The sequence below is a fragment of the Actinosynnema sp. ALI-1.44 genome, assembly GCF_001984155.1.
Lineage (GTDB): Bacteria > Actinomycetota > Actinomycetes > Mycobacteriales > Pseudonocardiaceae > Kibdelosporangium.
On record NZ_MTQO01000054.1, the window covers coordinates 1,279,887 to 1,304,660 of the forward strand.

A 24,774-nucleotide genomic window follows, 5' to 3' on the forward strand; every position below is an offset into this window, starting at 1 on the left:
TGTCTAGCTCCTCGAACCAGCAGGGGCGGAGACGGAGATCGAGACCATGCACGCCTACGGCTATCACGTGCCGGACCTCGACAGCCCGGATCAACCGTATTGCGTGCGCGGTGTCGTCTCCCTGAGCGGGGAGGGGAGGTGGCGACGGTGATCGAGTTTCACGAGATTCCGCCCGTGACGATGTTCTGCGACCCGCAGAACCCCAACAACTGACCGTGAATTGGAGGGACTTCAATGTTTCGCCCCATGATCAAGTTTGAACACCGGCCCGTCCGTCACGGCGAGGACTGGATTCAGATCGGTGGCGCCGTGCGCGGTGTCGGCTCACGTATCCATGATCCGGGCGGGTGGGTGTGGGCGCTGCTGGAGGCCCTCGACGGTACCCGCACGGTGGGCCAGGTGGTCGCCGACCTGGTCCGCCGCTTCCCGACGCTCCTTGCCACCGATGTGCAGGAGGCAGTCAACGACCTTCGTGCCGGAGGGTATCTCCAGGAGGTCGAGGCGCCTGTCCAAGATGGACGGTACGAACGTGGTCTGGTGCTGTGGCGGTGGATGGACCGGACACCTGGTCGCTCCGCGTGGGATGTCCAACTGCTGTTGGCCCAGGCACGGGTCACGGTGGTCGGCGTCGGCGGTGTCGGCTGCACTGCGGCGTTGGACCTTGTCCTGTCTGGTGTCGGGCATGTCCATTGCGTGGACCATGACGTGGTGGAGCTGTCCAACCTCAACCGGCAGATCCTGTACACCGAGCGCGACGTCGGCTGCCCCAAGGTCGAGGTCGCGGTGCGGCGACTGCGAGAACACAACAGCGACGTACAGGTCACTGGCGAGCAGTCGCGCGTCGACGCCCCCACGATGCTGCGGAGGCTGGCCACGGAATGCGATGTCCTAGTGATGGCCGCTGACACCCCGACGGCGATCCATTCCTGGACCAGCGAGGTATGCCAAGAGACCGGAACGGCATGGGTGCACGGCGGGTACGACGGACCACAGGTCACGGTCGGCTTCTACCAGCCACACACCGGCCCGTGTCACGACTGCGGGCAGACCGCTCGGCTGCGGGAAGTGGCCGCTGGGCCGCCGCTCACGTTCTGGTCGCCTGGCACGTCGCGGTCCAAGGCACATGCGGCCAACGCCGTCACCGCAGGCGTCAGTGGGAATTACGTGGCGCACGCCGTGATGAGTCTGATCACCGGCGTACCCGCTATCCCCGCCAACGGCGAGTTCGGCTGGAACCTGGTCCGGTTGCAGGAAAGTCAGCGGGTGGCGTTGGACTCACCCGGCCCCGACTGCCCCACCTGCGGTTGACCCTGGTGTTGCTGCGGCTTCGATACGCCGGAGTCGCAGCAACACCTCGTCCGCGCGTGGGTCGCCGAACTCCGCCATGATTGAATGCGTGTCCTTCAGTGCTCGGATGGCGCGGTCGTGGTGCCCGAGATCCAGGTAGATGGAGGCCAGCAGTTCCAAGGGCTTGCAGGCGAACACGCTGATCGGTCCGCGCGAGGAGTACAGCGCCACGGCGCGTTCCCCAGCATTCAACGCGGCCTGGTGCTCGCCCAGTCGCCACCGCGCGGCGGCGATCCCGTACAACGCATACGCCTCACCCAACTGGTCGCTGGCCTGGCGGCGCAGTACCAGCTCGCGCTCGGCATGTTCCAGAGCGTGCTGGTGTTGGCCCAACGCCAACCGGATTTCACTGAGGTTGCACTCGACCACGGCCTCCAGCCGCGGCTGCCCCGCTTCCCGGCTGATCGGCAACGCGGTCAGGTAGTACTCCAGCGCTTCCTCGTAGCGCTGCTGCGTCAACCGGACGCGGCCCATGCCACAGATCGCGCCGGATACTGTCACCGCGTCCTTCAGTGCGCGTCCCAGCCGTAGCGCCTGCTCGTAGCAGGCGTCCGCTTCCGCCCACGCCTGTGTCAACCGGTAGCTTTCTGCTACCCGCTGCAACAGCAGTGCCTCTGCTTCTCGGAACCCGCCCGCTCGCGCCGCAGCGACGCCGGCCGTTTCGGCGGGCAGCCCGTACGGCCACAACGCCCGCGGGCGCAGCACCAGAATGTGATGCACACCAGCCAGCACGACCGACGCCGCCCACGCGCCTTCCTGGTATGCGACACGTGCCGCCGCCGACAAGGCTGGCAGTTCTCGGTCCAACCATGCCAATGCCTGGTCACGGTCGAACACCGGCTGGGACACGGTCTGCGGGAGCGGCACCTGGGGTCGCGGCACGGTCGGGAACGCGACCCGGTCCGCCGCGTCCGCGACCTGTGCGTACCAGGTCACGACCGCCACTTTCGCGCGGCGCCGACTGTCCTCGGGTTCGTCGGCCTCCGCCCTGGTGACGGCATAGGCGTGCAGCAGGTCATGCAGCCGGTACCGGCCGTCGTCCACGGGTTCCACCAGGTGCAGGTCCGCGAGGTTTTCCAATACCCGGGCCGCCTCAGGCTCCTCGATGCCGGTGAGCGCCGCGATCGCCGGCACACCGAACTCCGGGCCGGGATGCATCCCGAGCAGGCGGAACACCCGGGCCTGCTCCTCGGTGAGGCGGTGGTAGGAGAAGGCGAACACCGCCTGGACCGCGGTGCGTTTGTCGCCAGACACGCTCAATCCCTCCACGCGTTCGCGTTCGTCAGCGAGTTCGGCCACCACCCTGGCTATGCCACCGTGCCGTCGAGCCGACGCCCGGCAGGCCGCGACCCGCATCGCCAGCGGCAGCCCGCCGCACAACTTGACCAGGTCGGTAACCGCGTCACCCTCGGCGTCGGCCCGCGAGCTGCCGACGACACCGCGCACCAGCGCCACCGCGTCTTCGGTGGGCATCGGCGACACGATCACCGAGGTGACACCTTCGGTGACCCGCAGCCCGGTTAGGCTCGCCCTGCTGGTCACCACGACCGCGCAGCCATCGGCGCCGGGTATCAACGGACGCACTTGCTCAGCGGAGGCGGCGTTGTCCAACACCACCAATACCCGTCGGTCCGCCAGCAACGACCGGTACAACCCGGCCACCGCGTCCTCGTCAGCGGGCATCTGCTGTGCAGGTACACCGAGGGCCTGGATGAATCCTGCCAGGACCACGGCGGGTATCAGCGGCGCGCTCGGCCCGTATCCACGCAGGTCTGTGAACAACGTCCCGTCTGGGAACCGGTTGGCGGCCTGCCGTGCCCAGTGGATCACTAAAGAAGTCTTCCCGACCCCACCCATGCCCTCGACCACAGCCAAAGCGCCCGAATCTCCATTCGGTCCCATCGTGGCGGTGTCGAGTTCGGCCAGCTCCCGTGCCCGACCAGCGAAACCTCGTACACCCGGGGGTAGCTGTCGTGGTATCGGAACCTTGGGCATGGGCAGAGTGACCTGGCCGATCGAGCCAGCCTGGACAAGGTTCGCGCCCGTGATGTGTCCGGAGATCGAAATCGAGGTGGCGTTCGAGTCCATTCGTCAGGCATCCCATGCCCACTACGAATCCACCAGCTGATCCAGGCGAGTCCACCCGCTCAGACCATCCTCTTCATCACCACCCCAGGCGCTCGTCCTGCCGGCAGTTTCGATGTTCTCCCATGACCCTTGAGAGCTCAGGGGTCCCGGAGAACACAACTCCAACAACGAACCATAAGTCCGCCGAGGTCAGATGCCTACCAGACCGACCCTTTGCTGTAGCAGCCGGCGTTGTGCAGGGCGTGGCAGCGGGCGCACCACCCGTACGCCCGCCCGGATCGTCTCGGTGTAACCGTCGACGAGGTCGTACACCGCGGCGACCGCTGCGGTGAGGTTGCGCAGATTGTGCTCACCTCGCAACTGGACGTCTGCCGCGCCGACGATCTCGGTGGGTCCGAGGTGGATGGCGCGGCCGCGGATGTGGAAGCCATCGGCATCGCCGAGGGCCAGCTTGCGGCCTGGACTCGTCGCGGCGATGCGGGTGGCGACCGGGTTGGCGGCATCGAAGACCACGAGATTCCCCGACTTGTGGCGAGAGGTGCTCGGTGTCTTGGCGGCGTAGTACTCCTCGAGGTCGACGTGCCAGTTCAAATGGTCGGGCGTCACCGCCAGCACCACGGCCACGCTCGGCGCGACCTCGGCGTCGATCAGCTGCAGGTTCGACAGCTCCAGGACCACCACGTGGTCGGTACGGACCTCGGCCAGAAAGTCCAGCGGTGGCCGGCCGATGTTGCCGCCGAGGTGCGCGGTGCGGCCGGCCGCGATGAGGATGGCCGTGATCGCTGTGCAGGTGGTGCCCTTGCCCTGGGTGCCGGTGACGCCGATGACCGGTGCGGGGCAGCGCTGCAGGAACTCGCGGATCACGCTGGTCGTGGCAACATTGTCGGGTAACAGGTCCGGCCGCACCCCAGGGCTACGCACGATCAGGTCGAACTCGCCCAAGCCGGCCAGGTAGTCCGAACCGATCCACCGTCGGGCCTGCTGAACGCCGCGGTGACGGTCGCCAGTCCCTGACGGTCCCCGCAGCCGGGGCCGTTCAAGTACATGTGGACCTTCTGGGAGTATCAGCAGGCCGAGCACGGCGTGCTGGTGCGCTGGGTGCAGGACTTCGAGATGAAGCCGCAGTCACCCGTCGACGACGCGGCCATGCTGCAAGGTATCCGCCCGTCGTGCGCCTGTCGCCCGAGAAAACCGTCAGTCGAGCGGGCGACATCGAGGGTGGCCAACTGAGCGCAGTATCCCCCCGTTTGGAAGGCGACTCTCCGGTCCCGCCGTCTCCGAGCCAGATCGGCGGACGTGGGACCCGGTCGCACGGGCAGAACGCCGTGTGCCACCGCACGCTGGGCGGGTACACCTGTGGTCATGTTGGCCACGGCCTGGCCGAACGGCTCGCGACTGGACCGCTGTTGACCGTCTAGCCGAAGCCCGCAACGCCGTTGCCCACGGTCTAGGAAAGCTGACGAGGCGCCAGTTGCGCAACGAGCAGAGTGTCAAGTCCAAGCTCAAGGCAGCGGGCATCGCAGTCGAGGACAACAGAATCGTGCTCTCCGACAGCAGCCTTGCGGCAGCTGCCATGGCGTGCCGCGACTTTAATCGAGAAACTCGACTTGGCAGTCCAAGACAGAACTTGACTGGAAGAGCACGCACGGGTGGCCCGTGCCGCTGCTCGCTCATGCCGTGAGTCGGGTGTTGCCGACAACCGCTTCTACGGCGAATGTTCTTCTTGTGCCCAACGCTACGAGCGTAAGTTGAGATGTCGCGAGGGGCGTGCGGTTGGCATGTCGGCTGGCGCGCTATGGACTTCATCGAACCTTGGCATGTGCCGGTAAGAGAGTATATTGAAAGGATGGCGATCTGTCTGTCCATAGGGGATGGATTGGTGCTTGGTCCGTTTCACACTCCGTGGGGATGGAGGAAATCTGGAGAACTGATGTGCGTTGAACGGCGTTGAAGAGCGCTCAACGGCGGTGAACGGTACCGGTTTGTGCTGGGGTTTCTTGGTTTCTGCTGGTGACGGTCCTTTTTGGACCCTGGCAGTGTGGGGGTCAGGGGTTCGAATCCCCTCAGCTCCACAGTTGATCAATGCCCTTCGATCGTGGCGGATTGCCTGGTCGGAGGGCTTTTCTGATGCGGTCGATGATCGGGACTCGATGGCTTTGGTGTCCATCTCGGTGCACTGATATGGAGGAATTCGGGAGGACGTTCGCCTCCTGAATTTGTGCCCTCCCGCGCCGTTGAGTGGTCGGGAGCTGCGGTCGACTCTTTCTGGTGGTGCGTCGTCGGGTGGTGCGCTGCGCGGGAGCCGTGTGGGGTGCAGTGGTCGGTCGGCGGTGTGGACGGTTATCGGTCGGCCGGCGCTTCTGCTGGATTTGTGGTTGGTGGGCTTGGTGCCAGCGTTGTTCGAGGCCTCGCAGGAGGCGGGTTTCGATTTCGGGTGCGACGTGGCTGTAGACCTCTACCAGCCTGTTGGCGAGGTGGTGGCCGAGTCGTTTGGCTTGGGCGATTTCAAGGATGTCGTCGGCGATGAGCCAGGTTTTGTGGCTGTGTCGTAGCCCATGGAAGGTCAGTCCCGGCCGGACAGGATCCAGGCCATGGCGGGCGTCGCCGTCGACGGAGGGCCGGAAGACCCTGCGGTCGAAGGTACTGCGGCGCAGCCGACAGCCGAGGGGACTGGTGAACACGAACGAGCCAGGAGCGACCGCGAGGTAGTCGCGGAGCAGAGTGATGAGGAACGGCGGCAGCGTGACCGTGCGTGCGGAGGCGGGTGTCTTGGGTGGGCCGAGCCAAAGGCGGCTGGCGGACTCATGCAACGCCCCGGTGTCCGGGTCGATGGTGAGGACACCGCGGTCGAGGTCGAGGTGGTCGCGTTGCAGTCCGGCGAGTTCGCCCCAGCGGCAGCCGGTCCAGGCGGCGGTGATGACGAGCAGTCCGGCGGAGGGGCCGCCGCGCATGGTGGCTTGTTCGGCGATGCGGATGACGTGTTCGGGCATGGCCCAGACACGTTCGGCTGTGGTGGGTGCGTGGTCGCGGCGGCGGCCTCGTCGCCGGTGGCGGCGGACCGGGTTGGTGGGTATGAGGCGTTCGTCGACGGCGTCGTCGAGCATCGTTGAGAACACGGTGCGGATGCTGGCGATGGTGGAGGCGGCGTAGCGGCGGCGCAGTTCTTTCCACCACTCTGTGACCGCGAGCGAGGTGATGTCGCCGAGGGCGGTGGTGCCCCAGCGGGGGAGGATCTGTCGGCGGAGGTATCTGCGGTAGTTCTCTTCGGTCCGTGGCTCAACATCAAGTGTCTCGATCCAGATGGTGGCCCAGTCGGCGAGTGGTTTCTTGGCTCCGGCGGGGTCGAGCCAGGTGCCACGACGTCGGTCGGTGTCCATGTCCTGTGCGTAGTCTTCGGCAGCTTTCTTGGTGTGGAAGCCTGATTCTGATCCGTAGGTGCCGTCATCGCGTAGGTAGCGGACGCGCCACGAGTTCTTGCCGGTCTGCTCGATCCAGGCCATCACTGCCTCCTGAGTGCTTCTGTCGTGTGTGGACATCTCCGTGATGCGCCTGTATTGATGCTTCCGCAAGTCGATCATTGTCGGCCTGGCGGGTTTCGTAACCCATATTCCCAGCCGCGTATGAGGTCCGACGGGAGATCACCTGGGACCACACTGACGTGATCTCAACAAGATTCACGCGAGCTGGCCGTGTTCGAATTGGGTGAGGACGAGTGCGGCTTTGACGATGTCGCCGATCTTGCTGGCGCTGGCAGTGAAGTGGTGGAGCGCGCCAGCGTCCGGCGGTAGTTGTCAAGTCCAATTGAGACGGTTTGTGCCTATGGGGTTGGCTGTGGTTGTTCGACGGGTTGGTTGATCCAGGCCACCTCGGGCAGCTTGGGTGGCCGGGGTCGGCGGGTGAAGCGTTCCGGGTGCGCCGCGTAGGCCCGGCTGAGTGTTGCCTGGCGCTGCACCTGGATCTGTTCGGCGGTGCCGAAGTGCACCGAGGCCGGGGGTGTGCATCCCGATCCCGGAGTGCCGGTGTTCGTGGTTGTAGGACAGGAAGAAACCTTCACAGAATGTGCGGGCGTCCGCGAGTGACCCGAACCGGTCGGGAAAGTCCGGGACGTACTTCATGGTTTTGAATTGTGCCTCCGAATAGGGGTTGTCGTTCGAGGTTCGTGGGCGGGAATGCGATCGCAGTACTCCGAGGTCGGTCAGGAGTTCGGAGACTGGTTTGGAGACCATCGCTCCGCCGCGGTCGGCGTGGATGGTGTGCGGTTCGCATCCGTTACGGGCGATGGCATCGGCCAGGAAATCCTTGGCCACGATTGCGTCCTCGGCTGCGGCGACCAGCCAGCCGGTGACATAGCGGGAGAAGATATCGAGGATGACGTAGCACTTGTACCAGATCCCTTTCGCTGGTCCTTTCAATGCGGTGATGTCCCAGGACCAGACCTCGCTGGGGCCGTGAGCGACCAGCTCCGGGCGGATCCGGGGCGGATGGGTGGCTTGGCGGCGACGTTCGGAGACCTGGCCGGCGGCGCGGGCGATGCGGTACATCGTGGACAGTGAGCACCAGTACCGGCCTTCGTCCAGTTCACGGGCCCAGACCTGCGGGATGGCCAGGTCTCGGTAGGCAGGGCTGGTCAGCAGGGCCAGCACGGCGGTCCGTTCGGTGTCGGTCAGTGCTGAGGGTGGTGGTCTGCGGGGCAGCCATGGACCGTATTTGGCTGCTGCGGGTGTGGTGTGGCGGTAGTGGGGTGGCTCGGGATATCCCGGTCAGCGCGCAGGATTTCTGCACGGATATCCCGGCGTTGCGCAGTTCGGTGAACGTGGTGGTCAGGATGTCGTTGGCGGCGTGGCGTTGTCCGCACTCTCGGAGAGTTCTTCCAAGAGCGCGTGTGCTTTTCCCATGATGTCCAGCGCCAGCTTGGTTTTGGTGAGGTCGGCTTCCAGTTTGGCGTTGCGGCGGCGGAGTTCTTCCAGTTCGAGTTGCTCGGCTGTTTTCTTGGGGCGTTTCGAGGGTGCCGCTGGATCTGCTGGCCGGTGGGTCAGGGTGCCCGCGTCCCGGGCTCGTGCCCATTCGATGACGTGGGAGGAGTACAGGCCTTCGCGGCGCAGGATCGCGCCTTTCTCGCCGTTGGGGGCGTTTTCGTACTCGGTGAGGATCGCCAGCTTGTACTCCGCAGTGAACACCCGCCGGGACGGTCGTGGCGCGGGATCGGCCGCCGGGGTCGTCGGGTTGGGCTGGTCGTCAGACGGGGTGGACACGTACACAAGGATCTCCGATCCCGCCCTTGGTCAGGAACCCCGGTACTCACACTGGGTGTCTCACACGATCCTGGCAAAGAGGGGGATGCCACTGCATTGGTGCGTGCGGCACGGCATTACGCCACGGCTCTGTGGGTTGCCGACAGTGACCCGGAACAGGCATGGCTTCAGCTTGTCTCTGCACTCGAAACCGTCGCTACCCAATGGAGAGCTACCAAAGCAGATCCCACCGTGGTCTTCACTGACCAGTTCCCGAAGCTGCGAGGCTGATCCAGGAGGCCGGCGAAGTTGACCTGCTCGCAGCAATCTCCCCGTATTTTCAGCGACTCATCGGTGCAGGTCACCGCTTCGCGGAATTCGTAGAGACCTTCAAGCCGTCGGCCCCGTATCCTCGCCCAGCCATTGGCAGGAATATTCGCTCCGGGGAGAACGTGTCAGCGCAGGTCGACTGGAGCGACTTGCGCCCGGTCGTCAAAAGGATCGATAGTTGCCGATCGGAAATTCTCCACAACGGCACGCTCTTCCCGGCGGACCTTTGCGTGCCGCCGCTCGAAATTGATGGCGTACCCGAAGAAAGACCTCTCTGGGACTCAGTTCCACTGTCGGGAACACGAGCTGGAGCGCCGATGATACTCCTATCCGGCTGCACACCTTTGCTTACCTTGCTCGAGGCGCAATAGTCAACTGGTGGGACGGCGTCGTCCCCAAGTCGGACACATGACTGTCTGTCGAAGCTGGCACCACTGGCCATCCTGTCCGCGCTGCAGTGGGATCCTGTCGGAGTCTCACACTGTTGCAGCTGGAGAAAATCTGGAGAGGTCATGCGGCCTGAACTGCGCTCAACTGCCCTCAATTGCAATGAATGGAACCGTGTTTTCCTGCGGATTCTAGAAAGGTACTGGTCAGGGTTCTTCTGGCAGTGTGGGGGTCAGGGATTCGAATCCCCTCAGCTCCACTCCCCTGATCGAGCCCTTCGAATCCAGTGTCATGCCTGTTCGGAGGGCCTTTCTTATGCGGTCGATGATCGTCAGGCTGATCTCGTTCTCGCGTGCGAGCCGTCAGTCGTTCACCCGGCGCCTGGTCCGACGTCCGCGGCATCCAGCGGGCCACGGAAAACTGCGGACGACGAGTGCTCATCCGCGCCTGTGTCGGGCTCTCCGGCACAGGCCTGGCCGGTCCATGCCGTCGGCCACGAACGGATAGCCGTGGCCGCTGAACGGGCGTCTCTGACCACGATCCTGCTTCTGGCCGGGAGGCGCGTTCCACAAGGCGAGTTGAGATAGGGAGGCCAGCGCCTGACAAGATGAAGCCATCGAGAGGTGCGCGAGCGCGTAGGAAGGCGTAGGACTACGGCGATGACGCGAACTCCGCCGCGACGAGTCGAGGAATGAGCGAGCAAGATGTCCAACGGTGATCAACTCGGCCTCGTGGGCGGGTCGACGATCGAAGTCGGTACCCGACGATCAGACGAGACTTCGGTTGGGCAAGCCGTGGTGCTGTTGGAGTGGGACGGCCTGATCGTCGAGAATATGCTGCTGTTCGGTCACAGCGTCACCGTCGTGGCCGTCGTCGATCAACAAGCACACGAGGCACGCTTGGCGGAAGGGTGGGGACCTGTCACAGATCGCATGTCGGTCGCCTTGTGGGGGGAATGGCCCGAACACGCTGTCGTCCCGCCGCCGGTCATGAGCCTGACTGGATTCATCGCCCGCAGCCCACGTTGGCAACGTGCGCTAGCAATTGCGAGTGGATTTGTCGGGTTCGGTTCGACCGCGATCCTGCTCGACCAGGATCACGAGCCCAATGAACATTGCCTGATCGCGGCACATCTGCGTGGCATTGCTGTACTGCGGTCCGGGCGATCATCCGGTGATGCGGCGTTGGTGCGTCCTGGTCGGACCGGTCCAGTGCCTACGGCCCGCCCCACTGTGGTGAGTCGATGGGTTGAGGAGTTGGTCTACGAACGGTTCGTCGGTAGTGACTGTTTCATGGTGTCGGGCGTAGAGTGATCTGGTGTGTTGCGCGTGCGGCCCAGTTCTCCAGTGCCGCGGGCGGTTCCCAGCGGTATGTGATGCTGTCGAGGTCCAGGAACTGAAACATGGCGCTGTCGCATTGGGCGATCCAACTTCGCTGTCGTTCCGCCGGTGTGACGACCCCGCTAAGAATGTTGTTTCTGATGTGATACATGGTTTCCAGTGAGTGGTGGTATGCGGCTGACTCGGGATCTGGTGCAGACCCCAGCCACTGCATGGTTCTGCCGTTGCACCAGGGGCACTCGCATACCCACAGCATGTTGTCTGGGTCAGCCTGAACCGCTTGGTCGATCTTGTCTAAAGACGCGTAGGCTAAGCAGCCACGTACGATTGCCGCTGTTTTCGCCTGGCCTCCGCCGCCGTTACTACCTGGCTTGGGTAACGGGTAGATATGCCGTAGGCCAGTCGTGGTACCAATGGCCGCTGCCAGCGCCCCAAAACACAGGGTTCCGATGGCGGACACGTCGCACCGAAGCATGATCACCGGTGTCGGTTGAGCCAGGAGGGACATCAGTCCGTCGAAGGCGTAGTGGGGGCCGAGTGGGTCTTTAGGATGTTCGAGTGCGATCGCGATCGGCACTCCGGCTGCCTCGACCTGCTCGATCAGGGTCGTGAGCCCGCGATTGATATCCAACCAGCTCAGATGCAAGCCGAGCGGGGCTATGGCGTCATCACCCAGACTCCGCACGCGGGTCAGGATGCTTTCTAGCCCGGCTGTGTCGCCTTCGGCGACGTACCCGGCGTCGGGCATCACGGCAGCGAGTTCGAGGCGACGCTGCCGGCTAATCCAGTTGTTGTCGAAGGGTTCGCATGCGAACTTGCGCCGTCTGCCCGCGTACCTGCCGCGGTCAACCAAAACCGGCCGAGTGTAGTGCCTGTGATTGACCACATATTCGGCTGTGACCAGGGCTTTCTCCCCGGTGAGGACCAGTCCGCCACCCTGTCTGTCGGCGCAGGCGATCGCATCCAAGCCGTGATTGGCGTCAGTCTGCACCAGCAAGGTCTCGGCCAGCGTCTGCTGCACCCGAGTGGTGCTGGAGGCGTTCATACCGGCATCAGTGGCACCCAGCCGATGCGGGCCTCGTCGTCGCTAAACGCGTCGGGGAGATCGTCTGGAGCCAGCAGCGTGGGCAGGGATTTGGTCATGAACGAGACGGCGAGGCCGTTGAGCCGCCGGACTTGGTCGAGTACGTGTTCGGGCGGCTTGATCGCAAACTCCTGGTCGGGCATGTCCGGCAGGTAACCGGTCACGGTGACAATCAGGTAGTCCTCGGAAATCTCTGCCTCCGCCTCAGTGATCGTGGGAGGAAAATCGCGGGTGGGTTGGACGAATCCGAGCGCGGCGAACGCCTCCAACGTGGCGTTGCGCCAGCCACCAGAGGCGTTCGGGGCGAGGGCAAGTTGCTCGCAGGATGGGTTGATCACCATGACGGGGATGTCGTCCTGGCGTGGCTTGCCGCCGCGGCGGCTGAGATAGCCAGCCACCACCGAGTGAGTCGGGCAGGTCATCTTCACACCCTCGGATGGCGTAATACTGGAAGGGCGGCAACTGGAGTGGTGCATGCTGATCAGGACCTTGCCTTGTTCGAGCGGTCCGTCGGCACTGATATCGGCCTTAGTTCCCAGTGGTTCGCCGCACGTCTGGCAGGTGATCGGCCACAAGTTGGTCAGCCAGGGAGCCAATCCGGTCCTGTCGATCAACGCTTCGAGATCATTGCTGGCATAGATCGTGAATGACTCCTGGCCGCGCAGTTTGTCTTTGAGAATGTTCGTGTACTCGGCCTGCTGCTCGGCTTGTGTGATCACATCGCGGCGTTGATCCCCTTGCCGAGGGGCTGGTTGGCTAGATAGCAGATCGACCTTGGAGTCCTCGCTGAGGATGACTCTGGCGCCCCATGACTCACCCATTACCTCCCAGGCGAGCTTGTCTTGTTCGACGCTGGAACCCAATACCGACGGCATGGCCTTGTTGCCAGTCATCACGACCAGTCCACCGCAAGCGAGGACTGCTTGCCGCCACTTGGAGAAAAAGCCGTTGTCGCCAGGCTCGCCATGGTCGCGATAGCCCGCGATCAGCGCGAGCCCCGGATCGGTTTCATCGGGGCGCACCAGGTCAAGGTCGCTCAGCGTCAGATTGGCGATCAGCCCGTCCGCGAGCGGCGCCTCAATGCGCTTGTTGAGACGTGCAAACCCGAATTCCTCGGGGCCGCCGTGCGGGGCGAAGTGCCACAGCGGTACGTATGCCACCGGGACCGGTATGCCGAACACGCCTGGAGGGAACAGCACCCAGTTGAACGTCTCTGTGAAGGTGCCCGCCCACGTCACCAGGGCGCCGACGAGAAGCCCGTTGTTGCGCGCATGGCGGAACTCCATCGCCCGATCGGCCAGTGTGTAGGTGCGCTCGGTCTTGCCAGGCGGCACTCGCACACCCAGCGGTGATCCGTGCAGTACCATCACGTAGCCGTAACTTGCGGCGGCCGACACCCACGCGGGGTCGAGTGTGAGGGAACTCTCGGCAGCCACGTCGCCGTCGGGGTCGCGCAGTTTGACCGTGTCGGCCGCGCGGCCAACGTTCCATCCCTCGGCTGGGCTGAGTGCCCAGACTGGGCCGGTGAGGCGTTGGAAGCCGCCGGTGACCAATGTTTCGGTGCGCAGTTCGTGGACCGTGCCGGTGCGGGTGTCCTGTATTCCCAATAGCTGGCGGGGTTCGAATAGCAACACCGGTGGTGTTTCTATCCCCGTCGCGCCCTGCTTGTCAGGAGCGGCTACATAGTCAGCATTGACCGCCGAGCCGTCGAGAGTGCCACCGAAAACGGGATCGTTGAGAAAGGTGGCACGACAGGGCATTTCTCGGGCGTTGGCGAATTTTCCCATCAACGCCATCGCCTCCGGAGTCCCTCCCCGCAGCACCTCCGGCGGAGGAGTAGGCCACGAGGACAATCCGACAAACCTGTTCCGTGGCTGTCGGGAGTTCCGCTCGCGTCGACGGCGCCGGTTTCGTTTTGCCTTGCTCATCGTGTTCGTCTTCTCCGTTCTGACACGTATTAGGAACGAGGCGTCGGGGCGAGCTTGGCAGTGTCTGTGGCCTCGTCAAACAACTGGGCGACGGTCGTGCGCAGGGTCTGGATCTGGCCAGCAATGTCGTTGCCAAGCTCCCTGAGCTCGCCAATTCGGTCGTGTAGGGCCTCGTCCAGCGACAGTCCGTGCTCAGCCCGCAAGGCCGCGTCGGCCTCACGCAGGTTATGCTCGACATTGCCGATCAAGCGCAATGCGTCGTTTCTGCTCAGCCGGTGTTTGGTAAGGCCATCACGCAGCCTGCGCAGGGAACGCCGCGCCGTCGATAGGTAAATCGTGCCAAAGAGTGGTGAGCGGGTGTCGTGTACTACCTCCGCTTCCAGCACGGCGTTCAGCAGGTCGATGTGGTCGCACACCGCATCGACCCGGCCGCGCTGTTCGTCCACTATCTGCCCGTGTAGTGGATCTGCGGATTTCTTGAGGGATTTCGGAGTCTCGATGCGGCCAGCCTGTGCATAGATATCGGCGAACACGGCGTCAAAGTCCGTGGCGGCATCCAGTTTGTCGATTATACTGGCCCTGGTCGCCACGATCAGTTTGTCGATGTCGTCGAAATCGTTGGAGAAGCTGCTCATCCTGCATCCTCCTGGATCAGGTCGAGAAGGTGCCGCAGTCGGTTGCGTGCCCGCAGCACGTTGTGCCGCACCGCAGAGGGATCGACGCCAAGCAGGTCGGCAATCTCGCGGTTGGAGTAGCCGCGGTAGCGCAGCTCGGCCACCTGGCGTTGCACAGGCGGGAGCTTGGCAAGCTCAGCGCAGACCAGACGTTCTTGCTCGCTGAAGACAACCCTGTCCGCAGCGGACGGTGTGTACGAAGGCTCGGGCCGTTCCGAGATCTCCTCGACTACTACGTCGTGGGCACGATGGGTGTCGGCCTTGGGTGAAGATCGGAAGTATTCACGGGCAGCGACCGTGTACACCCACTGCCTCGGGTGGGTAATCGTCTCCCATTTCTGCCACGCCTTGATCATGGCGAGATGCACAGCCTCTTCAGCCTCGTGAGCGGCTGCTCCGTGCTGGCTCATCAAGAACCAGATCAGCGTTGATCGTTCCGTCCGGACGAAATCCTCGAATTCGGCCTGTCGCACCGTTGCTCCCGGTATCGTGTCCCGAGTCCCGGATGGTTCGCTAAGCAGCGAGCCGCGCGTGGCCGCCAGGTTGTCATCAGGCAAGACAGCCTCCCACGCTCCGGGGCCATGCGGGGGAAGCTGAAAACTCCGTGGTGCTGCACCGTCCTCGACTGGCTTCCGATGCGCCTGTCGAGCGTTCGGGTTTCCACCTGCCACCTCTACTCACCCTGGCGTACTGGACCAGGACCGACAATGCCCGAGCGAACCTCATCGCCGACACCGCGACGACGAAGAAACCCGTCATCACACTGAACACCTTGTTCCTCATCCCGATCCTCAGGGTTGGACTCGGCTGGGCTGACAGGACTTAGAGGGGGTGAGGGGGCAAAACCGTGACATCGATCCGTCCGGACGACGAACCTGGTCTGCAAACGGCGGGCACCACGGCACACTTGGAAGCTGGCTACCTGGCCGTTCTGACGGACACGTCGCGCCCACGGGCTGCCTCGTCACCCAGAGCCAGCTATCCCGCCGTTAGGCCGCGGTGCCCCTGGGCGTAGTTCGTTGGCCTGGCGTAGAACAGCCCGGTGACTGGGTTGTCCCTTGACTACGAGGGTTGAAGGTGTTCCGTACCGGGTTTGATGGAGATCATCAAGCCTGGATGATGAGGAGCAATGGCCCCACCGAAGAAGCACCCAGACGAGCTGCGTGAGCGGGCGACCCGGATGGCCGTGGAGGCCCGGCCGGATCCAGCGTCCGCGACTGGGGCGATCAAGCGGATCGCCGAGCAGCTCGGGATCCATCCCGAGGCGCTGCGGACCTGGGTCACGCGCGCGGAGATCGACGCCGGGGACCGGCCTGGCACCACGAGCAGCGATGCGGAGCGGCTCGCGCAGTTGGAGCGGGAGAACCGTGAGCTGCGGCGCGCGAACCAGATCTTGAGGTCAGCGGCCAGTTTCTTTGCGGCGGAGCTGGACCGTCCGTCGCGATGAAGGTCGCGTTCGTCGACTCCCAGCGGGAAGAGCACGGTGTCCAGCCGGTCTTGCAGGCGCTCGAGCAGACGCCCGCCGAGATCGCACCGTCGACGTACTACGCGGCCACGTCCCGCCCGGAATCGGCCCGTGCGGCATGAGACCGGGAGCTGACCGGCAAGATCGAGCGGGTGTACGAGGACAACTACGGCGTCTACGGGGCGAGGAAGGTCTGGGCCGAGCTCAACCGCCACGGCGTCGACGTGGCCCGGTGCACGGTCGAGCGGCTCATGCGCGAGAGCGGGCTGCGTGGCCTGCCGCCGGCAAGTCTCCGCGCACCACACGACCGGCAGCGGAGACCAGCAGGCCCACTGACCTACGCGGCGTTCGTGCTCGAGGTCCACTCCCGCCTGATCGTCGGCTGGCAGGTCGCCGCCAGCCTCTACACGGATCTGGCGCTGGACGCGCTGCAGATGGCGATCTGGCGCCGCCAGGCCACCGGCGCGGACCTGACCGGGCTCGTCCACCACAGCGACCGCGGCGTGCAGTACCGGGCGGTGCGCTACACCCAGCACCTCGCCGACGCCGACGCGGTCACATCCGTTGGCAGCAAAGGATTCCTACGACAACGCGATGGCCGAGGCGTTCAACTCGTTATACAAGGCCGAACTCGTCCGCAACCGCGGACCATGACGCGGTCTGGACGATATCGAGATCGCCACCGTCGAGTACATCGACTGGTACAACAACCGACGCCTGCACGGCGAGCTCGGGCACGTGCCACCCGCCGAGCACGAAGCACTACACGCGATGACCCAGCCGGTCACCGCAACGCTGGAAACCAGCTAATCCAGTCTCCACCAAACCAGGTGCTTGACAATTCGCTGTGCCGCGAGCTGGAGCCGCGGCCTCGACGACTGGGGTGCCGTCAGCGTGTGGGCGGATTGCAATCTCGGCGGTGAGGTCGTCCCTGGGTTGGGGCGGTTAAGGGAGGCGGCGAGCAGCTCGGTTCCGTGGTGGGCTGACGATCGGTGCTGCAGCGTCGCGGTAGATCGGTCGGTGGCCGGGCTCTCATCCTACTGCTGCAACTATGGCTCGGCGCTCGTCGGACTCTCGGCGAAGCATCGGATACTGGACAGCTTGGTAGGCAATTTGGGGTCAATTCTGGGACGATTCTCTTGGTGGTCATAGTTGGAGGAGGCGTCAACCAGCGTCGGGGTTGTCGCCGCATGCTTGTTGGCATCAGTTCTGGACGGCAATTCGGGCGAAAATGTTTGTTGACGAGGCACATGTCTGTCGTGGAGCCTGGCTACGATAGCCTGTCAACTCGTGAGAGAGGCCAACGATGTACTTTTCACGGGCTCGTGGTCTTGCGGTTGTTGCGGCCTTAGCTTTCGCGTTCGCCGTGGCGCCGACAAGTGCCGAAGCAAAGCAACTCGATGACGTCCGGCTTGGCTCATCGTTGGCCTTGCCTACCGTGTCCGCACCGCAGGTTCGTTTCACGGGACCTGCGGCGCTTGCTCCTCCGGCCGGTGTACACCCGTACATCCCGCCAGCAGGCCCGGTCACCCGCGCCCCACGCCACGACCTCAGCGCCAACACAAACCCATCGCCACTCAACACGGTTGCCACGGAGGTTGCCGAAGCCGATAAGGCGCAGGCCGCTGAGAACCTCGCTTCATCCGCAACCGGCGATCTTCAGACGCAAAGCCTCGTCAGACGGATCATCAACGCGGGGACAGCAGGTTGGGCGACCGCCCGAGGAGAGCCGGGCCGCTTCATGGTCGCTGAGGGCAAAAACGGATGGGGTTTCGACGTTGTGACCGAGCGAGATACCTCGAGTTGGCGCTTCGGCTGGCTCTCCGGCGGCACCTACTCGAACGGGGCCCCGAGAGTCGCAGGTTGCCTCTGGCTCCTCAGCAGCCTCATCACTACACCCGGCGGCACGCCCACCGCAGATTGTTCACCGTACGGAAATCTAACTGTCGACAAATACATGGCAATATGGAACGGCAACCGTCCGGGCATCAATTGTTTCCCCGACAGCACAGGGCACATCCAATGTGACGGAAGTCCCGCAGTCCTCGACAACTCGACGCTGTGCCCAAACGGAACCTGGTTCCTCCAAAACGTACGTCCCTGGGACCCCACTGCGCCATATCCCCTGGAGGCCGACGCCTGGATCCCGTTCGGCACCACACTCCTGTGGCGATACGTGACAAAGGACAACCGCTATGTCACCGTTCGCTGGCCCAACCGCCCCGGCGGCGGCCAGGACTGGGGCTTCATGACCGGGGCATGCTTCACAAACCTCGGATATTCGGAGTCCTGGGTATCCGCCCAGTAACTTCTCACGACACCAAGAGCGTGTCTCACGTTGTGCACCCAGGAGCTGATCCGGATCGCTGGCGCGGGCGAAGCGCCGCACCGTGCCCCGTGCCAGCTTCAGGTGTGCAGCGGTGGCCCGGATACCCATGCCTTGATCGAGCAGGTCGTGGATGGCGCGGTGGCGTGTGCGGGTGCGCTGTGCGGTGCGGTCGGTGCGCTGCTCGGCGGCCACGGGACCCGACCTCGGTGTCGGTGTCGGGGCGCGGGTTGGGTCGGTGTCTGAGCGGTTGGTGGTTCGGGGCTGAACCGTCACGGATTTGGGACCGGCTTCGGGGTTAGACCAGCGCCGGTCGGCGTGGTGGTTGTTGAGCGTAGTAGAGGGCTTCGTGTTCGGCCGGGGTGAGGTAGTCCAGTCGGGAGTGCAGGCGGGCGTTGTTGTCCCAGTCGACCATTCCATGACCGCGAACTCGACCTCGGCCAGGGTGGTGAACAGGCCGTGCTGGATGACGACCTCGGTCTTGAACAACCCGATGATCGACTCCGCCAGGGCGTTGTCGTAGGCGTCGCCCACGGACCCGATCGATGCCGTGAGTCCTTGCAGGGCAAGGGATTCGGTGAAACGAACGGACGTGTATTGCTTGGGTTCAACCGGTGGTCGCAACACCCGCTTATTGGAGCGATAGTAGCTGATCGTTGAGGGCTTCTGCGGGTGTCTTCCAGCCGAGTGTCTTGCGGGGCCTACTATTGAGCGTGCTTGCAACTGCGTCGAGTTCGTCGCGGCCCCAACGGGACAGGTCGGTGCCTTTGGGGAAGTACTGACGCAGCAGGCCATTCGTGTTCTCGTTTGTGCCGCGCTGCCACGGGCTGTGCGGCTCGGCGAAGTAGACCTCGATGCCGGTGTCGACGCGCAACTGGGCGTGCTGGGCCATTTCCTTGCCGCGGTCCCAGGTCAAGGACCGGCGCAGTTGTTCGGGCAGGGTGGTGATGGTCGAGGCGATGGCGTCGCGGACAGCCTCGGCGCCGCGACCGGCCAGGGCCGGGCCGTTCTTGAGGCGTGGTTCGACGCCGTGGCCTTCCATGCGGGGCAGGTGCAGCAGCATCGTGAATCTGGTGGTCCGCTCGACCAGCGTGCCGATCGCGGAGCTGCCCAGGCCGATGATCAGGTCTCCCTCCCAGTGTCCGGGGACAGCGCGGTCGGCGACCTCGGCCGGGCGCTGGCTGATCATGACCTCGGGTGTGACCATCCCATCGGCCCGTTTCCCGGCGCGGGACCGGGGAACCCGCAGTGCTCGGCCGGTGCGCAGACAGGCGACCAGTTCGCGCTTGAGCGCCCCTCGGCCCTGGATGTAGAGCGCCTGATAGATCGCCTCGTGCGAGATACGCATGGACTCATCATCCGGGAAGGCCACCTTCAGCCGGTGGGAGATCTGCTCCGGGCTCCACGCGTTTGTCCATCGTCGGTCCTGACGCCGCGGCTTGTTGCGGCCCTTTCCATGGCGCTGCGGCCGGCCCTGTCACCGACGTCCCGTCCGGGCGACGAACCTGGCCCGAGAGCCTATCCTGAACGTACTCGCGTAGCGGCTCATTGACGAGGAGCTTCGCCGGTTTGGGGTGCCGTGCCAGCAACTCCGCTTTCCACTGCGCGACCGAGGCCCGATAGTCCAGCTTGCCGCCGCGAGTCGCCGCGTTGCGGCGCAACTCCCGGGAGATCGTCGAGGGGTCACCGTCCAGTTGGCGGGCGATCTCTCTCACCCCGGCGCCTTGGGCTTTGAGCATGGCGATCTCTTCCCGCTCCTCAAAGGACAGGTACCGGCCCGACAACGGAGCGAGCACGAACGACGGCATGCCACCACGTTCCCGGAACCATCGGGTGCCAGCCGGCGGCGACACGCCGACCGCGATCGCGGCATCCTCGCTGGTGAGCCCTCTGGCGATCTCACGCGAAAACAACCGCTCCACTTCCCGTCGAAGCGACGGAGCCCCCGGCGACTTCATCGCCGACCTGCCCGTCAACGCCGTCATCCACCCCGCTGGCCTGCCTATCAACACCTCCGTTGTCGAGGTGTTGCGACGACCGGTTGAATTCGCCTTGACTCCCGGCATCGGAGTGGAACACCAATCCCGGCTCGATGGGACGCCCGTGGTGATCGCGTCGCCAGACCGCCATCGTGAGTGCCTTGGACACCAGGCCGGTGGTCTTCGTGCTGGACACGATCCAGCCGACGATCGCGCGGGAGTAGGCGTCGAACACGAACGCCACATAGGCCCCTCCCGCCTGGGTGGACACGTAGGTGAAGTCCGCGACCCACACTCGATCCGGCGCGGCCGCGGTGAAGTCACGGTTGAGCCGGTCAGAGGCCCGGATCCCGTTCTTGGACGGGATCGTGGTCCGCGGCCGACGCCCGCGCACGACACCGTGGTGGCCCAGGTCGCGCACGATCCGGTCCACCGTGCAGAACGCCACGTCATGGCCGTGGCGGCGCAGGTAGCGGGTCATTTTCCGGCGGCCGTACATCTGTTCCGGCTTCCCGCTGAGATTCCGCAGCACGTTCTCCACGTGAGCGTCGGCGACATCGCGGGCCGAGGGTGGCCGGTGGCGGGCCTTGCGGTAGGTCCGGGGCGCGATCTGGATCCCGTGCTCGGTGAGCGCGTGGCAGATCGACTCGACGCCGTAGACCTGGCGGTACTGATCGATGAAACCGACGATCAGGGCAGTCGCGGGTCGAGTTCCCGCGCGAAAAAGCCGAGGCCAGCTTCAGGATCTCGGTAGACTGCTTGAGATCCCGGACTTCCTTGCGCAGCCGCAGCAACTCCTCCCGCTCCGCCGACGACAGATCAGACACTGTCGGTGTGGCGGGTCGGATTCCCTCGGCGAGGGCCTTCTTGATCCAGATCCGGAGTGTCTCGTGGTGGACATCGACCATCGGGCCGATCGCCCGGGCAGCCGCGTACGGCGACCCGTACTCCTCCAGCCGCTCCAGAGCCAGACGCACGGCCTTCTCACGAACCTCAGGCGGGTAACGCTTCGACATGATGACGACCATCTTCCTCAAAACGGAAGCGGCCTCAAATCCGTGACGGTTTGAGGGCGTGCGGTTGGCATGTCGGTTGGCGCCCCATGAACGTCATCGAACCTTGGCATGTGCCGGTAAGAGAGTAAATTGAAAGGATGGCGATCTGTCTGCCCATGAAGGATGGATGGCTGCTTGGTCCGTTTCACACCCCGTTGGGGTGGAGGAAATCTGGAGAACTGACGTTCGTTGAGCGGCGTCGAACTGCACTCAACGGCGTTGAATGGTACCAGTTTGTGCTGGGGTTTCTCGTCTTCTGCTGGTGATGGTCCTTTTTGGACCACACTGGCAGTGTGGGGGTCAGGGGTTCGAATCCCCTCAGCTCCACAGTCGTTGAATTTTCGGAAATCAGCCTCCGACCTTGCGCTTGCCGAAAATGTCATCCGCGCAGGTCAAGCTGCATAGTAGTACTCGTTGAGATTGCCGCCCAGACGTGAGCGCCGGCGGACGTCGAGCCTGGTGATCTGGGCTGGATTGGTGATCGGCTCTGGCAGCGGTTGTAATGGTCGGGCGTTGGCGATGCCTTGGTGAGGTTGGTGCGAGTTGTAGAAGCGCTCGTATTCACGGAGTGCGTGAACCAGGTGACGCTGGTTCCAGATCAAGGTGCGGTCGAGCAGTTCGTGTCGGCAGGTTTGGATCCAGCGTTCGACGATCGAGTTCATTCTGGGCATCTGAATACCACTGAGCACGACCTCGATGCCGGCGTCGGCGAGGATGTTGTCGAACAGTTGAGGGAATTTGCCGTCTCTGTCGCGGATCAGGAATCGCGCTTGGCAATGTGCGTCCTCGAGGTCCATGACGAGATTGCGGACGGCTTGAGTCACCCAGGTCGCGGTGGGATGTGCTGTGGCGCCGAGGATGCGGATCCTGCGGTGCGCGTGCTCGATCACGACCAGGACGTACATGCGGGCGCTGGTGAGGGTGACGGTTTCGAGGAAGTCGCAGGCCAGCAGGACCTCAGCTTGGGAGCGGAGGAACTGTGCCCAGGTGCTGGATGCGCGTTCGGGTGCGGGGTGGATGCCGGCGTCGGTGAGGATCTGCCACACGGTGGAGGCGGCGATCTTGATGCCGAGGACGAGGAGTTCGCCGTGGATGCGGCGGTAGCCCCAACTGGGGTTTTCTTTGGCCAGGCGGAGAACCAGGACTCGAATGGATCGGATGGTGCGCGGTCGGCCTGGGCGTTTCGGTCGCGACATTCTGGCGTGGTGTCGGCGGAGCAGGTCGCGGTGCCAGCGCAGGATTGTGTCCGGGCGTACCAGCAGGTGGAGTCTGTGCAAGATCTGGCGTGGTAGTCGGTGCAGGAGCGCGGCGAACAACGCCCTGTCAATCGGACTGAATTGCACTCTGGTGTCGCCGAGTTGCCGTTGCAGTACTGCGATCTGGTGCCGTAGCACCAGGATCTCGATGTCCTTGTCCCGGTCGTTCATCGGGAGCAGGCGGAGCATGGCGAAGGTGTTTGTCAGGCCGAGGTAGGCCGGTCGCAGCAGCACGGCCAGTCATCCTGCCGTGCTGGTCCCTGAGCGTATACGGCGACGGAGTTGATGTTGGTTACACGGTCTGACAGGACGGATGAGGTTTTCGGCAAGCGCAGCGTAGGCACGCTGCGGCTGGGGACAGTCCCGCCTGCGCGGAGGCGACCCCTTCGTTCTGCGGTCCCGAGGCTGCCCGAGGGGACAGGCCTCGCCTGCGCGAGGACGACGACATTCCACTAGCGGACACTCAAGTCGCCGGAACAGCTCCGCCTGCGTGTGGACCACCTCGTAGACCTGCTCGAGCAGCTCGTGCGGCAGAAACAATCCCGCCTGCGCGGGGGAGGACGGTGCCTGGAACTCGCAGCCTGCGGCCACTGCGGAACAGCCTCGCCTGCGACGTGCTGGACCCTTTTGGGTAATGCGCCGGTGGTGGGGGTCCGCACCGGGCAGGATGACAGGGACGACCCCGCACAGGCTAGGGAAGTTCCGAGACCAGCCCAGCAAAGTCATAGCCTGATCCGTCATTCCCGCGCAGGCGGGGCTGTTCCGTGTTGGGTGCCTCGGACGTTGGAGGCCTCCGTGTCCTCGTCTCTGGTTGTGTGGCATCCAATTGGCCTGCGTCGCGGCGGTAAGGCGTTCTCTCGATCCACCCTCCGGGCTGTAGGATTTGGCCGAGAATTGTCATGTTGGCAGCGGGTTGCTGGGTCTATGATTGAAACTTTTTGAGTTTGAGGATCGCTACCAATAATTGGAACCTGCCGGGTCGCAGGTGTAGTTCTTCGTTGGGGTTCTTTGAATCTCTGATGGTGACCAAGCGTGAAGTCAGGCAAAGCTCAACGCAATTAGAGGCAGGGTGGCTATGACTGCTCTTTCGCCACTCCTTATCCGTCTGCATCGTCATCTCGTCCCCTCGCATGTCGACCTCGATAAACGACGACATGAGCAATTATCGATGGACTGAGCGACACATGCAGCCGCTGGTCGGGTGTCTCCGTTGTGCCCAAGACGAGACAACGTCCGGTCCGGTGGTGTCCGACCTAGCCGTACCGCGCCGCGCTGGCCGCCGGTCGACTACACGATCGGGTGGCGACTATGCGCTATTCTTGAGGCGATCACAGCCATATGGCTGTTGGCCATATCGCCGAGGAGGTTGAGGTGCGCGGGTCTGATCCGTTCGTGGCGCGGAGACGCCTGAGCCGCCGGCTGCGTCGGCTGCGAGAGGGCGCCGGGCAGACGCAACAGCAGCTCGCGGACGCGCTCGAGTGGTCCCTGTCAAAGGTCATCCGGATAGAGACCGAGGTAGTGACGGTCTCGCTCGCCGATCTGCGCCTGCTGCTGAGCCATTTCGAAGTCACCGACCCAGAGATAGTCGAGGCGGCACTGGCACAGTCGCGTGCCAGCCGGACCAAGCCCTGGCATGACGCCTATAAGGACATCCTCAACCCGGAGTACCGGAGACTGTTAGGGTTCGAGGCTTCCGCAGCGGTGATCAAGGAGTACTGCCCGTCCGTGGTGTCGGGGTTGTACCAGGACCGGCCGTACGCCATGGCGCTTGCCGAAGTGGCTGGCGAGGAGCGGACGGGATTCGACGCCAACTCCGGGTCAACGCGTTGGGTTGATGCCCGAATTAGGCGTCAGGAACTACTTGACCAGGCCGACGCGCCTACCGTGCACCTCATCCTCGGTGAAGCGGTACTCCGCCAGATCGTGGCCGACCCGCAGACCACGGCTGCGCAGCTACAGCACTTGCGCGACCTTGCCGAACGACCCCGCTTTACCGTGCAGGTACTGCCATTCGACGCCGGACAGCACAACGGACTCTGGGGCCCATACACGATCTATGAGCTACACGACAGCGACGCGCAGGAGAACATTCTCTTCTTCGAGAGCGCTGCATCTGACCTGCTAGTTCGAGACGACCCCGCCCTCGGCTCGCAGTTTGAGCGTCGACACGATCGCTTGGCGGAGCTGGCGCGACCCGCAGAGGACACCGTGTCGATCCTGGGCGACGCCATCCGTCGGTTGAGCTAGGCGAGTGCGGACGACCGCTGTGATTAAACCCAACCAC

16 protein-coding genes, 1 tRNA gene, 3 pseudogenes and 2 other annotated features are annotated in these 24,774 nt (G+C 64.1%); of the genes and pseudogenes, 6 read left to right on the top strand and 14 right to left on the bottom strand.

The features are described from left to right. The first annotated feature begins 246 nt into the window (after positions 1-246). Positions 247-1,308 (top strand): ThiF family adenylyltransferase, encoded by a 1,062-nt coding sequence (locus ALI144C_RS52770; protein ID WP_237774733.1) that lies wholly within the window; start codon positions 247-249, stop codon positions 1,306-1,308. On the opposite strand, the gene ALI144C_RS52775 is transcribed toward ALI144C_RS52770, so the two are convergent. Further along, positions 1,276-3,435 (bottom strand): ATP-binding protein, encoded by a 2,160-nt coding sequence (locus tag ALI144C_RS52775; protein ID WP_076994766.1) that lies wholly within the window; start codon positions 3,433-3,435, stop codon positions 1,276-1,278. The genes ALI144C_RS52770 and ALI144C_RS52775 overlap by 33 nt on opposite strands. 189 nt (positions 3,436-3,624) lie before the next feature. Further along, positions 3,625-4,377, bottom strand: a complete 753-nt coding sequence (locus ALI144C_RS56215; protein WP_076994767.1) for a Mur ligase family protein — start codon at positions 4,375-4,377, stop codon at positions 3,625-3,627. A 102-nt stretch (positions 4,378-4,479) separates the two neighbouring features. On the opposite strand from ALI144C_RS56215, the gene ALI144C_RS56500 reads away from it, so the two are divergent. Then, entirely contained in the window at positions 4,480-4,665 is a 186-nt protein-coding gene (locus tag ALI144C_RS56500) for a hypothetical protein (RefSeq protein WP_076994768.1), read from the top strand. A gap of 833 nt (positions 4,666-5,498) precedes the next feature. On the opposite strand, the gene ALI144C_RS52790 is transcribed toward ALI144C_RS56500, so the two are convergent. From ALI144C_RS52790 to ALI144C_RS56220, 3 genes are all read right to left on the bottom strand, one after another. Then, the gene (locus ALI144C_RS52790) at positions 5,499-6,935 is read right to left on the bottom strand and encodes a tyrosine-type recombinase/integrase (protein WP_083754180.1); all 1,437 of its coding nucleotides are present in this window, start codon (positions 6,933-6,935) and stop codon (positions 5,499-5,501) included. Between the two features lie 291 nt (positions 6,936-7,226). Beyond that, a complete protein-coding gene (locus tag ALI144C_RS52795; protein ID WP_237774734.1) occupies positions 7,227-8,078 on the bottom strand; it encodes a DDE-type integrase/transposase/recombinase in 852 nt (283 codons plus the stop codon). A 177-nt stretch (positions 8,079-8,255) separates the two neighbouring features. Then, complete coding sequence (locus tag ALI144C_RS56220) at positions 8,256-8,687, bottom strand: transposase (RefSeq protein WP_168211523.1); 432 nt, start codon at positions 8,685-8,687, stop codon at positions 8,256-8,258. A gap of 1,400 nt (positions 8,688-10,087) precedes the next feature. Between ALI144C_RS56220 and ALI144C_RS55150 the strand changes: the two genes are divergently transcribed. Beyond that, positions 10,088-10,696 carry a hypothetical protein gene (locus ALI144C_RS55150; RefSeq protein ID WP_143231448.1) on the top strand — a complete coding sequence of 203 codons (609 nt, stop codon included), beginning with the start codon at positions 10,088-10,090 and terminating at the stop codon, positions 10,694-10,696. Here the strand turns inward: ALI144C_RS55150 and ALI144C_RS52805 are convergent. From ALI144C_RS52805 to ALI144C_RS52820, 4 genes are all read right to left on the bottom strand, one after another. Continuing rightward, positions 10,674-11,744: a hypothetical protein gene (locus tag ALI144C_RS52805; RefSeq protein ID WP_143231450.1), complete on the bottom strand. Its 1,071-nt coding sequence runs from the start codon at positions 11,742-11,744 to the stop codon at positions 10,674-10,676. The genes ALI144C_RS55150 and ALI144C_RS52805 overlap by 23 nt on opposite strands. A gap of 20 nt (positions 11,745-11,764) precedes the next feature. Further along, on the bottom strand, positions 11,765-13,603 hold the full coding sequence (locus ALI144C_RS52810; RefSeq protein ID WP_143231452.1) for a hypothetical protein: 1,839 nt from the start codon (positions 13,601-13,603) through the stop codon (positions 11,765-11,767). Positions 13,604-13,764: 161 nt separating this feature from the next. Further along, on the bottom strand, positions 13,765-14,370 hold the full coding sequence (locus ALI144C_RS52815) for a hypothetical protein (protein ID WP_076994773.1): 606 nt from the start codon (positions 14,368-14,370) through the stop codon (positions 13,765-13,767). Beyond that, positions 14,367-14,966: an RNA polymerase sigma factor gene (locus ALI144C_RS52820; protein WP_168211570.1), complete on the bottom strand. Its 600-nt coding sequence runs from the start codon at positions 14,964-14,966 to the stop codon at positions 14,367-14,369. The genes ALI144C_RS52815 and ALI144C_RS52820 overlap by 4 nt, the downstream gene beginning before the upstream one ends. Before the next feature lie 572 nt (positions 14,967-15,538). Here ALI144C_RS52820 and ALI144C_RS52835 point away from each other — a divergent pair. Continuing rightward, positions 15,539-16,684, top strand: a pseudogene (locus ALI144C_RS52835) (IS3 family transposase). Further along, positions 15,814-15,945: a sequence feature (AL1L pseudoknot), on the top strand. Its footprint overlaps the pseudogene before it by 132 nt. Positions 16,685-18,831: 2,147 nt before the next feature. Here ALI144C_RS52835 and ALI144C_RS52845 read toward each other — a convergent pair. The 3 genes and pseudogenes from ALI144C_RS52845 to ALI144C_RS59310 all read right to left on the bottom strand — a co-directional run. Beyond that, positions 18,832-20,185 (bottom strand): annotated as a pseudogene (locus ALI144C_RS52845) (IS30 family transposase). Next, complete coding sequence (locus ALI144C_RS52850) at positions 20,100-20,873, bottom strand: IS3 family transposase (RefSeq protein WP_143231453.1); 774 nt, start codon at positions 20,871-20,873, stop codon at positions 20,100-20,102. The pseudogene ALI144C_RS52845 and the gene ALI144C_RS52850 overlap by 86 nt, the downstream one beginning before the upstream one ends. After that, positions 20,781-20,909 (bottom strand) — a sequence feature (AL1L pseudoknot). (Overlaps the previous gene by 93 nt.) 49 nt (positions 20,910-20,958) lie before the next feature. Then, positions 20,959-21,207, bottom strand: a pseudogene (locus ALI144C_RS59310) (transposase); the annotation flags it as partial. Positions 21,208-21,460: 253 nt separating this feature from the next. On the opposite strand from ALI144C_RS59310, the gene ALI144C_RS56225 reads away from it, so the two are divergent. Next, positions 21,461-21,561: transfer RNA gene (locus ALI144C_RS56225), tRNA-Ala, on the top strand. A 65-nt stretch (positions 21,562-21,626) separates the two neighbouring features. On the opposite strand, the gene ALI144C_RS58280 is transcribed toward ALI144C_RS56225, so the two are convergent. Both ALI144C_RS58280 and ALI144C_RS52860 read right to left on the bottom strand, forming a co-directional pair. Continuing rightward, the gene (locus tag ALI144C_RS58280; protein ID WP_076994779.1) at positions 21,627-22,724 is read right to left on the bottom strand and encodes an integrase core domain-containing protein; all 1,098 of its coding nucleotides are present in this window, start codon (positions 22,722-22,724) and stop codon (positions 21,627-21,629) included. 688 nt (positions 22,725-23,412) lie between these two features. After that, the gene (locus ALI144C_RS52860; RefSeq protein WP_076994780.1) at positions 23,413-23,646 is read right to left on the bottom strand and encodes a DUF397 domain-containing protein; all 234 of its coding nucleotides are present in this window, start codon (positions 23,644-23,646) and stop codon (positions 23,413-23,415) included. 182 nt (positions 23,647-23,828) lie between these two features. On the opposite strand from ALI144C_RS52860, the gene ALI144C_RS52865 reads away from it, so the two are divergent. Further along, positions 23,829-24,737 carry a helix-turn-helix domain-containing protein gene (locus ALI144C_RS52865; protein ID WP_076994781.1) on the top strand — a complete coding sequence of 303 codons (909 nt, stop codon included), beginning with the start codon at positions 23,829-23,831 and terminating at the stop codon, positions 24,735-24,737. Positions 24,738-24,774: the final 37 nt, after the last annotated feature.

Coding starts and splice junctions, on each gene's coding strand:
- ALI144C_RS52770 (WP_237774733.1), top strand. CDS start 247: ATGATCAAGTTTGAACACCGGCCCGTCCGTCACGGCGAGGACTGGATT.
- ALI144C_RS52775 (WP_076994766.1), bottom strand. CDS start 3,435: ATGGACTCGAACGCCACCTCGATTTCGATCTCCGGACACATCACGGGC.
- ALI144C_RS56500 (WP_076994768.1), top strand. CDS start 4,480: ATGTGGACCTTCTGGGAGTATCAGCAGGCCGAGCACGGCGTGCTGGTG.
- ALI144C_RS52790 (WP_083754180.1), bottom strand. CDS start 6,935: ATGGCCTGGATCGAGCAGACCGGCAAGAACTCGTGGCGCGTCCGCTAC.
- ALI144C_RS55150 (WP_143231448.1), top strand. CDS start 10,088: ATGTCCAACGGTGATCAACTCGGCCTCGTGGGCGGGTCGACGATCGAA.
- ALI144C_RS52810 (WP_143231452.1), bottom strand. CDS start 13,603: ATGGCGTTGATGGGAAAATTCGCCAACGCCCGAGAAATGCCCTGTCGT.
- ALI144C_RS52815 (WP_076994773.1), bottom strand. CDS start 14,370: ATGAGCAGCTTCTCCAACGATTTCGACGACATCGACAAACTGATCGTG.
- ALI144C_RS52860 (WP_076994780.1), bottom strand. CDS start 23,646: ATGTCGTCGTTTATCGAGGTCGACATGCGAGGGGACGAGATGACGATG.
- ALI144C_RS52865 (WP_076994781.1), top strand. CDS start 23,829: ATGGCTGTTGGCCATATCGCCGAGGAGGTTGAGGTGCGCGGGTCTGAT.